Below are 11,534 nucleotides of genomic sequence, written 5' to 3' on the forward strand. Positions count from 1 at the left end.
GGGCGGGATCGTACCGGGATGACCTCCCTCCGGCACGACTTCCTCGCCCTGGCAGGCTCGGTCCCCGATCTGCTGCGCGACCCTGCGGTCGCCGCCGCGTGGCCGGGGCCGAGCGCGCTCGCGGAGTTCAGCGTGGGCGGACTGGCGGGCCATCTCGCCTACCAGGTCCTCTCGATCCCGCCCGCGCTGGCCGCACCCGCACCGCCCGAGCCCACGGTCCCCCTGCTCGGGCACTACGAGCGGGTGGAGTGGATCGGGGCGGGTCTCGACGACGAGATCAGCGTACGGATCCGGCAGGGCGGCGAGAGCGCGGGCGCCGACGGCGCCGCGGCGCTGGCGGACCGGGTGGAGGCGGCCGTCACCGAACTCACGGCCACGCTGGCCGCTGCGGAGAACCGGCCGGTCCGCATTCCGCTCTGGGGCCCGTGGTCGCTGCTGCTCGACGACTTCCTGACCACCCGGATGATGGAAATCGCGGTGCACGGCGACGACTTGGCGGTGAGCGCGGGCATCTCCCCGCCGCGGCTCGCGCCGAGCGCCGTCGAGACCGTCGTCGATCTGCTCTCGCGCCTGGCCGTGCGCCGCCACGGCCCCACCGCGGTGCTACGGGCGTTGAGCCGTGCGGAGCGGGCGCCCCGCACGATCGCCGCGTTCTGAGGCCCCTACAGTCCGAGCTCCGGGGCCACCGTGCTGACCTTGGTGAACACGGAGAGCGGGTACTGGGTGTCGCAGTACTTGTTGCCGGTCGAGACGATGCCGATCAGCTTGCCGTCCGCGACCAGCGGGCCGCCCGAGTCCCCCGAGCAGATGCTGTCGGTGGTGCCGGTGCGCGGCAGACCGCAGACCCGGAGGTCGCGGGTGTCGCCGGGGTCGGTGAACGGGGCGCAGGAGTCCTGCGGGGCGAGAGTGAGCGTGGCCTGCTTGAGCTTGGTGCCGAGGACACCGGGGCCGGTCATGCCCCACCCGTACACGGTGGCCGTACGGCCGTCGCGGTACAGCGCGGTGTCCGTCTTCTTCGCGAGCGGCAGCGGCTTGTACGGGAGCGGCTTGTCCAGGGTGATGACGGCCGCGTCGTGATCCAGGTTCCAGTTGAAATCGGGCGCGACCTTGAACTTGGCGATGTGGCGCACCTGTCCGCCTGTGGAGGACAGGCCGGACCGGCCGCCGACCACGAGCAGCGACCTGGGTTCCGCCGCGTTCATCAGGCAGTGCCCCGCGGTCAGGACCTTGTCCGGGGCGATCAGCGTGCCGCCGCACCACTGCGACCCGTCGGGGTTCTCCAGAACCACCGCGAACGAAGGCGTACCGCTCACGGTCTTCCCTCCGTGCACGGCGGAGGCCGGAACGGCGCCCGCCGCCACCAGCCCGGCGGCGGCCACGACCGCACCCACAACGGCCCGGCTCGTCTTCTTCAACATCGTGTTCTCGCATTCGTCAGGGAGGAAGCGGGGCCGACCGACCCCGCGGCCACACACTCGCCGCCCACCCGTCCCACCTGCCAGCTCCCACGGCGAGTTGGGGACGCTGGAACGTTCCCGCCACCCTGACCTGCACGAACGCCGGTTCCTGGAACGCGGGGCTGGGATGCGGACCGCAGGCCCCGCCCGCATGGACTTCTTCACCGGCTCGGTCCCCCTTCGTCCCGGTCCGGTGACCGCGCCCCCGGCATCCGGTGTGTGACGGTACGTTCACTGTGCGTACCAGACCTCCGGGGGGAATCCATGCGCAGGACCCTGCTCGCCGCCGCTACCGCCACCGCTGTCGCCTGCCTCTCCCTGACGGCCTGCCAGAACGACTCCGGCGCCGGGTCGCCGTCCGGCCAGGCACCCACCACTCAGGCAGCCACCACTCAGCCGCCTGGCACCCAGCCGCCCACGACCGCGCCCACCGATGGGCCCGGCGACGCCGGTAGCGACCCGTCCTCCGGCGCGGTCGCGCAGGCCCTGGGCGAGCCGTCGCGGACGGTGGGCGCCGACACCGTGGGCATCCTGGAGATCACGCCGATGACCGTCGTGTACCTCAAGGACGCGGGCGGGCAGACGTCGAAGTACGGCACGTTCGCCGTCGTGACCATGGGCGAGAAGTCGCTCAGCGCCAACCCGGCCGCCGAGACCGCGCTCGCCGAGGGCGGCGGCTGGCACTGGATCGCGCCGAACGGCAGGCTGGTCGCGGAGGGCGCGGGCAACGCCGCGCGGGTCGCCCTCGGCACGTACCGGCACTCCGGCGCCATCGAGCCCGGCGCCCGCCGGCTGCGTGCCAAGGTCTTCGACCTCACCCCCGCCCAGACCAGGGGCGGAAAGCTCATCCACACCGACGGAACGGACTCCTCCGACCGCTGGAGCATGCCCGCCAGGGACTCCGGCCCCCAAGTCGCCGACGTCAAGGCCGAGTTGAATCACTGACTGTCTGACAAGTCGTCCGTTCCACGGATACCTTGTGCGGGCGAATCCGTATGGACGGTCCGGGACGGGGTGCGATGGCGATACGTGGGGCGCGCGGTCGTGCCTGGATGATCGGTGGCACGGGCGCGGCCGCGGTGGGCGCGGTCCTGCTCTGGGCCCCTGGCGGAGCCCTGTCGTGGTCCGGCGGAGTGGCGGCCGCGGCCGCCGCCGCGTATCTGAGCCAGGACCTGCCCCGGCAGTTCAGCGACCGTCTGGCGCGGCGCAGGGACCGGCAGGACTCCGTCACCACGGTCCCGGTCCTCGTCTCGACGCGCGTCAGGAACCAGGACTACGTGGTGCTCGACGACGGCGTGCGGGTCGTCGAGATTCCGGCCAGCGGGCACACGGTCCGGCTGGTCGCCACCGGGGCCGGGCCCCTGCCCGTGGTGCTGACGGACCTGCGCGTCGAGGTGATCGCGCGGGCGGACCGCTCCGGCGACCTCTCCCGGCACGCGGCGGAGGTCCCCGTGCGGCGGTTCGAGGTGCTGCTCGACGCCGAGCCGCCGCGCGTACGCCCGCTCGCCACCAGCGACTTCCCCTACCAAGTCGGCCAGGACGAGGTGGAGGTGCTGGACCTGGAGGTCAGGACCGAGGCCGGTGACGTCCAGTGGGTGCTGTGGCTGGACTGGTCCTGCGCGGGCCGGACCGGGAGCGTCCGCGTGGACCTCGACGGACACCCCTTCCGTACCGCCGCCCGCCACGCCCGCCCGGCCCTCTGATGGCGTCGGCACCCGCGCTGCGCGGCGCGGCCCTCACCACCCTCCCCCCGCTCGTCCTGGGCGGGGTGGTCCTGCTCGCGGGCGGAACCCACGCCTGGCCCGCGTGGGCGGCCGTCGTCGCGGTGTCCGTCGCCTCGGGGGCGCTGACCCTGCGGCGGACCGCGCCGCCCACGCGCCCCTCCCCGGCCGTCCGGCCCGCACCCGACAGGGGCGGCGCGGCGGTGTACGCGATGCAGCGGCCCGTCCGGGGGGTGCCCGCGAACGGCCTCCCCGACGACGTGCCGTACACGGTGAACGTGACGACGCGCACCCACCTCGCCGTGATGGGGCCGCCCGGCTCCGGCCCGGGCGGCGAAGGCGTCCACATCCCGCTCAGCGGCCACAACCTGGTGTTCGCGCTGACCGCCGACGGCCCGTCCGACGTCACTCTCGTACGGCTGGAGGCTCGGGCCACCCGGCACGCCTCGCTCGTCGCGGACGGCATCAGCATGGCTCACCGCCGGGTGCCGGACATGGTGTACAGCCCGGACCTGCTGGAGTCGATCCAGCGCTCGGTGGAGGCGTTCGAACCGCTGGAGCGCCCGCACCTGGAGGTGCGGCTCGACGACGACCCCGCAGCTGTGACCCCCGTCGACGACGACACGCCGTCGCTCCCGCTGACCGTTTCCGGCGGCGCGAGCGTCCGGCTCGTCCTCGCCCCGGTCACCGAGTCGGGATACTGGGTGCACTGGCGACTGGAGGCCGAGATCGTGTGCGGCGACCGTACGTGCACACCCAGCTGGGACCTGACCGTCACCGCCACCAGCGGTACGTCGGCCCACCACCCGGGCGGCGGCCGTACCAGCACGCCCGTGCACGACCTCTTCCCGGACCACTGGGACCCGTCCGCCCCGGACGGCCATGCCGGGCAGGATGGCGAGACGCGGCGCTTCTTCGAGATCGCGGCCCATATCTCGTCCGACGGTGCCGGCATCATACGCGGCCGCTCGCGCTCCGCCCCGGACCCGGAGCCCCGCGAGGGCCTGCGCCACCGGGAGACGGGCGACCGGCACCTGGCGGCGGGCCGGATGCGCGAGGCGGCGCACGCCTACCGGGCGGCAGCCGAGGCGGGCAGCGGCCACGGCGCCTTCGCGCTCGGCAAGTTGCTGCACGAGCAGGGCGACCTCGCGGGCGCGGAGCGGTGGTACGAAGTCGCGGCCGAGCACCGGTTCCCGGCGGCCCTCAACAACCTGGGCGTGGCGGCGCTCCAGCGCGGCGACACGGACCGGGCCGAGCGCTGGTACCGGCGGGCCATGGACGAGGGCGACTGGACGGCGGTCGACGGGCTCGGCGCGCTCATGGCCGGACGGGGCGACGACGCCCAGGCCGAGACGCTGTGGAAGCTCGCCGCCGACAACGGCCAGCCCAACGCGGCACAGAACCTCGCGGTCCTGCTCAACCGGCAGGGCCGCACCGCCGAGGCCGAGGCGCTGTGGGTCCGCGCGGCCGAGGCGGGCAACGCGGGGGCCGCCGTCCACCTCGGCTTCCTGCGGCACGAGGCCGGCGACCTGAGGGAGGCCGAGCGCTGGTGGCGCGAGTCCGCCGAGCGGGGCAACAGCCAGGGCGCCTACTACTTCGGCGTGCTCCTGGCCCGGGCCGGCCGCACCGACGAGGCCGAACGCTGGTGGCGGCAGGCTGCCGGGCGACTCGGCGACCCGGAGAACTTCACCGGCTCCCACATGCCCACGGAGAGCGGCTTCGGCTACGCGCTCGTCCAGGCCGCCGACTCGGGCGAGGCGCTCTCCGCGTACCAACTGGCCTGCCTCCTGGACGAGAAGGGCGACCGGTCGGGGGCCGAGCGCTGGTGGACCGCCGCCGCGCGGGCCGGTCATATCGAGGCGGTGCTGCGGATCGCGCAGGTGGCCATGAACGACCACGACGACCTCGACGGCTGTCTGCACTGGCTGCGGATCGCCGTCGAGGACGAGCGGACCCCGGAGGAGCGGCTGCGCACGGCGGCGGACGCGCTGCACCGCCTCGCGGGTGGGCTCTACGACCGGACGCGCCCCGACAACACGGACGCGCTCGCGGCCTGCGCGCTGGCGGTCGACGCCTACGAGCGGCTGCACGGCCAGGACGCGGCGGCGTACGAGCAGCCGTACGGCCGGGTGCTGGAGGACTGCGCCCGTCTCCACAGGGAGGCGGGAGAGGTCGTGGCGGCCGATGCGGCCGACCGGCGGCTGAGGGCGCTCGGGCCGCGGCCCCGCTGACAGGGGCGGCTCAATCCAACCGCCCGTCCGGTGAGTTGGCTTGTCCGTCCGGCTCGCTGGGAACGGCCCTGTCGTTCCGCTGTGCACCAGCGAGGAGAGGCGCGTGGACAAGGACGAGGAGCGGCGGTTACGGGCCATCGCACCGGAGATCACCCGCGTCACCATCGACCTGCTGAGGACGGTCGTCGGCCTAGAACCCGCGGAGCGGGTGCCCGAGGAGGCGCTGCGGGCGGCCGACGCGGTGCTGGCGGAGTACGGCTCCGACGGGCTTCGGGTTCTCATCATGAGCATGGCAGGGTGGACGGCGGTCGGGATCGAGTCGAACGCGCGTCTGACCGGCAAGGCCCACGAGGCGTACCTCGACGAGATGGAGCTCACCTGCTGGGAGGCCAACCCCGACGGCTGACGCGGACGGCCGCCGCCGACCACCGAACCGGCGTCCTGCCCGGCCGCCGACCGGGCGGCGGTCCGGCCCGTATTCAGCGCCCGAATCCTCGCAAAGGGTGCCCGAAGAGCGGGTTTGCCGGACGGGATGTCAGGATGGGGGCATGACGACCAAGGTCTACTTCGACATCACCATCAACGACGAGCCCGCCGGGCGGATCAACTTCAACCTGTTCGACGACGTGGTTCCCAAGACGGCGGAGAACTTCCGCGCGCTCGCCACGGGCGAGAAGGGCTTCGGCTTCGCCGGCTCCTCCTTCCACCGCGTGATCCCCGAGTTCATGCTCCAGGGCGGCGACTTCACCCGGGGCAACGGCACCGGCGGCAAGAGCATCTACGGCGAGAAGTTCGCCGACGAGAACTTCACGCTCAAGCACGACCGGCCGGGCCTGCTGTCCATGGCCAACGCGGGCCCGAACAGCAACGGCTCGCAGTTCTTCATCACCACCGTCGTGACCGGCTGGCTGGACGGCAAGCACGTCGTCTTCGGCGAGGTCGCGGACGAGGACAGCATGAAGCTCGTGAAGAAGATCGAGGGCCTCGGCTCGCAGAGCGGCAAGACCAAGGCGAAGGTCACCATCGCCGAGTCCGGCCAGCTCTGACGGTCTCCTTCCGTCTGCTGCCCGCCGACGGCGGTCCGAGGGGCACACGTCCTGCGTGAGCCCCTCGGCGCCCGGCGGCGCCACCCGAGTGGGCGATCCCGGTCCCGCGTGATCGGTGTTTGACTCGACGGCATGATCATTCGTACGCGCATCCACACCGCTGGTCGTACGCGGGCCCACGCCGTCGCTGTCTCGGCGGCCGCAGCGCTGCTCGGCCTTCTGGGCGCCGGGCCCGTCGCCGCCGACCCCACCCCGGTACCCGCCCCGGTGAGCGCGCCCGCGCCCGCCCTCGCCGCACAGGACCAGGTCGAGGCGTTCTTCATCGCCTACCGCAACGCGCGCCTCGGCACGACCGAGGACGCGACCCCGGCCGACGTGCGGACCAGGTTCCTCACCAAGGAGCTGAACCAGGCACTCGACGCGTGGACGGCCGCACACACCGGCCAGGACCCGGTGTTCCGCGCCCCGAACGTCCCCTCCACGTGGACGTTCACGTCCTCCGGTGCGGACGGGGCGAACGTCGTCGTCACCCAGAGGTGGGGCGACGGCACCACCGCGGACATCGCGTACACCGTCCGGCCGGGCGACCTCATGATCACCGCGATCGCGGACCGGGCCGCCACCACCTGATCCCGGGGCCGCGGGTTCCACCGGCCACCCCGCCGGGGAGAGTCCGGCATGAGCCCAAGGCCCCGGCCCAGGTCCTCGTTCCGCCGACGGGCGGGCGCGCTCCCCGTGCTGCCCCTCGCCGCCGCCCTGCTCACCTCAACCGTCGCGCTCTACATGGCACTTGTGGCGTTCGGGAACATCACCGACTTCGACACCAACCGCGCCTTCGTCCGCCATGTCCTGGCCATGGACACGACGTTCAAGGACCCGGACCTCAGGTGGCGGGCCGTCGGGTCGGCGACGCTCCAGGACATCGCGTACGTACTGATCATCGCCTGGGAGACGGTCGCCGCCCTGGTGCTCGTCGCGGCGGGCGTCGTGTGGGCGCGGGCGCTGCGGGGCAGCAGTGGCTTCACCCGGGCGCGGCGGCTGAGCACGGCGGGGCTGCTGATGGTGCTGCTGCTCTTCGGCGCCGGGTTCATCGCCATCGGGGGCGAGTGGTTCGCGATGTGGCAGTCCAAGGCGTGGAACGGGCTCGACGCGGCGATGCGCGACTTCATGCCGGCCGCGTTCACCCTGCTCATCGTCCACCTTCCCGGGGTCGAGGAGCGCGGCGGCGTCCGACCCGGCCGGACGTCAGCCCGCCGTTCCCTCCTCCACCCGCGCCGCCGCCCGCGTGATGTTCCGCGCCATCCCTCCGAACACCACGGCGTGGAACGGCGACACGCTCCACCAGTACGCGTGCCCGAGCAGCCCGTGCGGATGGAACAGGGCGCGCTGGCGGTAGCGGGTGCGGCCGTCGGGCTCGCGCTCCGCGTACATCTCCAGCCAGGCGAGCCCCGGCAGCCGCATCTCGGCGCGCAGGCGCAGCAGGTGCGGCCGGGTGATCTCCTCCACGCGCCAGAAGTCCAGCGAGTCCCCCACCCTCAGCCGTGCGGCGTCACGGCGGCCCCGGCGCAGTCCCACTCCGCCGGTCAGCCGGTCCAGCCAGCCGCGCACGGCCCAGGCGAGCGGGAAGGAGTACCAGCCGTTCTCCCCGCCGATGCCCTCGATGACCTGCCACAGCGCCTCCGGCGACGCGTCCACGACGCGCTCGCGGCGGTCGGTGTAGAGGCTGCCGCCCGCCCAGTCGGGGTCGGTGGGCAGCGGGTCGCTGGGGGCGCCGGGGAGCGCGGCCGAGGACCAGCGGGTGGCCACGTTGGCCTCCTTGATCCGGCGCAGGGCGAGCTCGATCGCCTCGTCGAAGCCGATCGGCGTGCCGGGCGGGTCGGGCACGTACCGCGCGATGTCGTGCTCGTGGCAGACCACTTCATGGCGCAGCGACTCGGCGAGCGGCCGGGCCAGCGCACTGGGGACGGGTGTGACCAGGCCGATCCATTGGCTCGACAGCCGCGGCGGCAGCATCGGCACCTTCAGGATCAGCCGGTGCGACAGCCCCGCCACCCCCGCGTACCGGTGCATCATCTGCTCGTACGTGAACGCGTCGGGGCCGCCGATGTCGAACGTCCGGTTGACGTCGGCGGGCATCCGGGCGCTGCCGACGAGGTACCGCAGCACGTCCCGGACGGCGATCGGCTGGGTGCGGTTGCCCAGCCAGCTCGGGGTGATCATCACCGGGAGCCGCTCGGTCAGATGCCGCAGTATTTCGAACGAGGCCGAGCCGGAGCCGATGATGACGGCGGCGCGCAGCACGGTCGTCGGCACGGGCGAGTCGAGGAGGATCCTGCCGACCTCGGCGCGGGAACGCAGATGCGGGGACAGGTCCTCCTCCGGCACGCCCACGGGTGTGAGGCCGCCGAGGTAGACGATCCGCCGGACCCCGGCCGCCGCTGCCTGCTCGGCGAAGATCCGGGCGGCCGAGCGGTCGGTCTTCTCGAAGCCCGGCCCGGTGCCGAGCGAGTGCACCAGGTAGTACGCCACATCCACGCCCCGCAGCGCCGCCCCGACCGACTCCGCGTCCGTCACATCGCCGCGCACGGTCTCCACCCGCCCGGCCCACGGGTGGTCGCGCAGCTTGCGCGGCGTACGGGCCAGACAGCGCACCCGGTAGCCCGCGTCGAGGAGCTCGGGCACCAGCCGGCCCCCGATGTAGCCGGTCGCGCCGGTCACCAGGACGAGTTCCGGGGTGCCGTCGCTCTTCATACCCGCCTCCGCGGCTCGCCGTGCCATCGGGCAACGATCTCCCGCGCGCACCTCTTCCTGGCGGCACGACACCACACGGTTTGCCGTTCGCGTCCCGGCGGAGGAGGCTCGAAGCGTAGGCCCCTCGCGGCCCACCAGGCGCGGGCCGCGACCTTCTGAAGGAGGTCATCATGGGCACCGCCTTCGACACCGAGACGCTGCGCCGCGGCATTGAGGGCCACGACGCGAAGACTCTGTTGTCGCTCTACGCGGACGACGCGGAGATCCGCGTCGTCGACCGCAACACCCAGCCGAGCCACCCGATGGTCATGCACGGCCAGGGCGAGATCTCCAAGATGCTCGACGACGTCTACGGCCGCGAGATGACGCACAAGCTGGAGCAGTGCGTGGTCCAGGGCGACACCGTCGCCTTCACGGAGTCCTGCGAGTACCCCGACGGCGTACGGGTGCTGGCCAACTCGATGATGTCGCTCAAGGACGGGAAGATCGTCGAGCACACCCTGGTGCAGGCCTGGGACGAATAGAAGGAGCGGGAGAAGAGGAGAGCCGTTCCTGCAGGCGCGCGTGCCGGAACCGGTACACGGCGCCCGCCTGCCGCAGCACGCCCGGGCGGTGGGCCTCGCCAGGAACGCCATCAGCCGCCAGGGCGGGGGCGCCGCGCGCACAGCCACAGCCGGGCCACGGCGAGGCGCCCCCACGCAGGCATCGCCACCGTGACCACGCCGGTGGGGATCAGCGCGTACGCACCGATGCTCGCGGCGTCCGGGAGGCCGAGGAGGCGCGGCGGAGCGCTGCCCGCGAGGACGGCGGCCAGGTGGGTGGACGGCGCGCGGGCGAGGGCGGTGCCCCGGTCGGTTCCCTGGATCGCCGAGGGGCTGAGGCCGCGGGTGACGTCGACGGGCGCCCCCAGCCACCGGCGCAGCCCGGCCGCGATGCCGCCGGCGAGCCCGAGGCCGCCCGCGAGCCCGAAGACCACCGCGGTGCGCAGGATCGCGTCCGGGCCCGGCCGGGTCGACCACTCGCTCCGGACGCGGTCGAGCGGTGAGAGATCGTACGAGCCGGCGTCGCGTGCGTCGGTGAGCCGGACGGTGAGCACCTCGCCGTCCGGCCGGTAGTCGGGCGCGGAGATCGCCCGCTGGTCGATCGCCGTGCAGCGGGCCGGTGGGGCGCACAGCTCCGGATCGCGTACGCCGGCGGGCAGCGCGAAGCCACGCGTGCCATTGTCCCAGCGGACGGCCGGGACGGAACCGGGCGCGGCGCTACGAACGTGCGGCTACTGGACGCAGAACTCGTTGCCCTCCGGGTCGGCCATGACCACATGGTTGGTGCCGGGCTCGACGACGGCCTGGAGCACGCTCGCACCCAGGCCCTCCAGCCGCTTCACCTCCGCCTCGCGGTGTTCGGGGCCGAAGTGCAGGTCCATGTGGAGGCGGTTCTTGACCTGCTTGGGCTCGGGAACGCTCTGGAACAGCAGGCGGCGGCCGAGGCCCATGCCGGAGGCCGCCTCGACAGGGTCGTCGGGGTGGCGCACGGCGGCCAGGGTCCGCCAGGCCTTGCGGCCGTCGACCACCGTGTACAGCTCGTCGGTGACGGCGCCCGCGGCGACCAGGCGCTCGATGAGGACGGTGTGGTCCTCCACCTCGTAGCCGAGGGCCTCGGCCCAGAACGCGGCGAGGCTCAGCGGCTGAGCGCAGTCGACGACGAGTTTCCAGTGGACTGCCACGCGGCTCTCCCAGCGGTCGGACGCCCGTGTGGGCGTACGCGGTTCGGCACACTCATTGTCGTGCCCCGTCCGGGGGATCACGAGCCGGACCCCGAGCCGACCGGCTGCCGGTCGCCGCGACCGTGGCTTACGATCCCGCGATGAGAGCTTCCGGCACATTCAAGGTCACCGGGTTCACCCCCACGGCGCTGGTCCCCACCCCGGCCGTCGAGACCGGGCTACCGGTCGGCGTCGCCACCATGGAGAAGCACTACGAGGGCGAGGTCACGGGCCGCTCCTCGACCCTCTTCACCGCCGCGTACGACCAGGCCGCGGCCACCGGCACGTACGTAGCGATGGAGTCCTTCGAGGGCTCGCTCCACGACCGGCGGGGCACCTTCAACTTCGTGCACTCCGCGACCACGCTGGGTGCGGGCCGAGAGAGCGAGTTCTGCGTCATCGTGCCGTCCAGCGGCACGGGCGCCCTGAGCGGAATCACCGGCTCGGGCGGCCTGGCGATCGACGCCGACGGCACGCATCGGATCCGGTTCGAGTACGAGATCGACTGATCGCGGGTTCCGTGGGACAGGACGGAACGGGGGTGCCCGGCATCGTGCGTGCCGGGC

13 protein-coding genes and 1 pseudogene are annotated in these 11,534 nt (G+C 73.2%); 10 read left to right on the forward strand and 4 right to left on the reverse strand.

The annotated features are described in order from the left end of the window. Positions 1-18 precede the first annotated feature (18 nt). Positions 19-657, forward strand: coding sequence for a maleylpyruvate isomerase N-terminal domain-containing protein (locus ACFWA7_RS30720; protein ID WP_385826365.1), 639 nt, complete (start codon positions 19-21; stop codon positions 655-657). A gap of 5 nt (positions 658-662) precedes the next feature. Here ACFWA7_RS30720 and ACFWA7_RS30725 read toward each other — a convergent pair whose 3' ends face one another. Next, positions 663-1,418, reverse strand: a complete 756-nt coding sequence (locus tag ACFWA7_RS30725) for a S1 family peptidase (protein WP_385826368.1) — start codon at positions 1,416-1,418, stop codon at positions 663-665. Between the two features lie 303 nt (positions 1,419-1,721). Here ACFWA7_RS30725 and ACFWA7_RS30730 point away from each other — a divergent pair, with 303 nt between their 5' ends. The 7 genes and pseudogenes from ACFWA7_RS30730 to ACFWA7_RS30760 all read left to right on the forward strand — a co-directional run. Beyond that, positions 1,722-2,402 carry a hypothetical protein gene (locus tag ACFWA7_RS30730; protein ID WP_385826371.1) on the forward strand — a complete coding sequence of 227 codons (681 nt, stop codon included), beginning with the start codon at positions 1,722-1,724 and terminating at the stop codon, positions 2,400-2,402. A 74-nt stretch (positions 2,403-2,476) separates the two neighbouring features. Further along, complete coding sequence (locus ACFWA7_RS30735; protein WP_385826374.1) at positions 2,477-3,160, forward strand: hypothetical protein; 684 nt, start codon at positions 2,477-2,479, stop codon at positions 3,158-3,160. Then, the gene (locus ACFWA7_RS30740) at positions 3,160-5,409 is read left to right on the forward strand and encodes a tetratricopeptide repeat protein (RefSeq protein ID WP_385826376.1); all 2,250 of its coding nucleotides are present in this window, start codon (positions 3,160-3,162) and stop codon (positions 5,407-5,409) included. The genes ACFWA7_RS30735 and ACFWA7_RS30740 overlap by 1 nt, the downstream gene beginning before the upstream one ends. A gap of 103 nt (positions 5,410-5,512) precedes the next feature. Then, positions 5,513-5,815, forward strand: a complete 303-nt coding sequence (locus tag ACFWA7_RS30745) for a hypothetical protein (RefSeq protein ID WP_385826379.1) — start codon at positions 5,513-5,515, stop codon at positions 5,813-5,815. Between the two features lie 142 nt (positions 5,816-5,957). Next, a complete protein-coding gene (locus ACFWA7_RS30750; RefSeq protein WP_361378536.1) occupies positions 5,958-6,455 on the forward strand; it encodes a peptidylprolyl isomerase in 498 nt (165 codons plus the stop codon). A gap of 132 nt (positions 6,456-6,587) precedes the next feature. Continuing rightward, positions 6,588-7,085, forward strand: coding sequence for a hypothetical protein (locus ACFWA7_RS30755; protein WP_385542190.1), 498 nt, complete (start codon positions 6,588-6,590; stop codon positions 7,083-7,085). A gap of 48 nt (positions 7,086-7,133) precedes the next feature. Further along, a pseudogene (locus tag ACFWA7_RS30760) lies at positions 7,134-7,670 on the forward strand (DUF2165 domain-containing protein); the annotation flags it as partial. 30 nt (positions 7,671-7,700) lie between these two features. Here ACFWA7_RS30760 and ACFWA7_RS30765 read toward each other — a convergent pair. Further along, positions 7,701-9,233 carry an SDR family oxidoreductase gene (locus tag ACFWA7_RS30765; RefSeq protein ID WP_385826381.1) on the reverse strand — a complete coding sequence of 511 codons (1,533 nt, stop codon included), beginning with the start codon at positions 9,231-9,233 and terminating at the stop codon, positions 7,701-7,703. Between the two features lie 143 nt (positions 9,234-9,376). Here ACFWA7_RS30765 and ACFWA7_RS30770 point away from each other — a divergent pair, with 143 nt between their 5' ends. After that, positions 9,377-9,730 (forward strand): nuclear transport factor 2 family protein, encoded by a 354-nt coding sequence (locus tag ACFWA7_RS30770; protein WP_385542186.1) that lies wholly within the window; start codon positions 9,377-9,379, stop codon positions 9,728-9,730. A 110-nt stretch (positions 9,731-9,840) separates the two neighbouring features. Here the strand turns inward: ACFWA7_RS30770 and ACFWA7_RS30775 are convergent, their stop codons facing one another. Both ACFWA7_RS30775 and ACFWA7_RS30780 read right to left on the reverse strand, forming a co-directional pair. Continuing rightward, a complete protein-coding gene (locus ACFWA7_RS30775; RefSeq protein ID WP_385826384.1) occupies positions 9,841-10,302 on the reverse strand; it encodes a hypothetical protein in 462 nt (153 codons plus the stop codon). Between the two features lie 177 nt (positions 10,303-10,479). Further along, positions 10,480-10,929 carry a VOC family protein gene (locus tag ACFWA7_RS30780; protein WP_385542184.1) on the reverse strand — a complete coding sequence of 150 codons (450 nt, stop codon included), beginning with the start codon at positions 10,927-10,929 and terminating at the stop codon, positions 10,480-10,482. 140 nt (positions 10,930-11,069) lie between these two features. Between ACFWA7_RS30780 and ACFWA7_RS30785 the strand changes: the two genes are divergently transcribed. Continuing rightward, entirely contained in the window at positions 11,070-11,477 is a 408-nt protein-coding gene (locus tag ACFWA7_RS30785; protein ID WP_385826386.1) for a DUF3224 domain-containing protein, read from the forward strand. Positions 11,478-11,534: the final 57 nt, after the last annotated feature.

It is taken from the genome of Streptomyces sp. NPDC059994, from assembly GCF_042737755.1.
GTDB lineage: Bacteria > Actinomycetota > Actinomycetes > Streptomycetales > Streptomycetaceae > Streptomyces.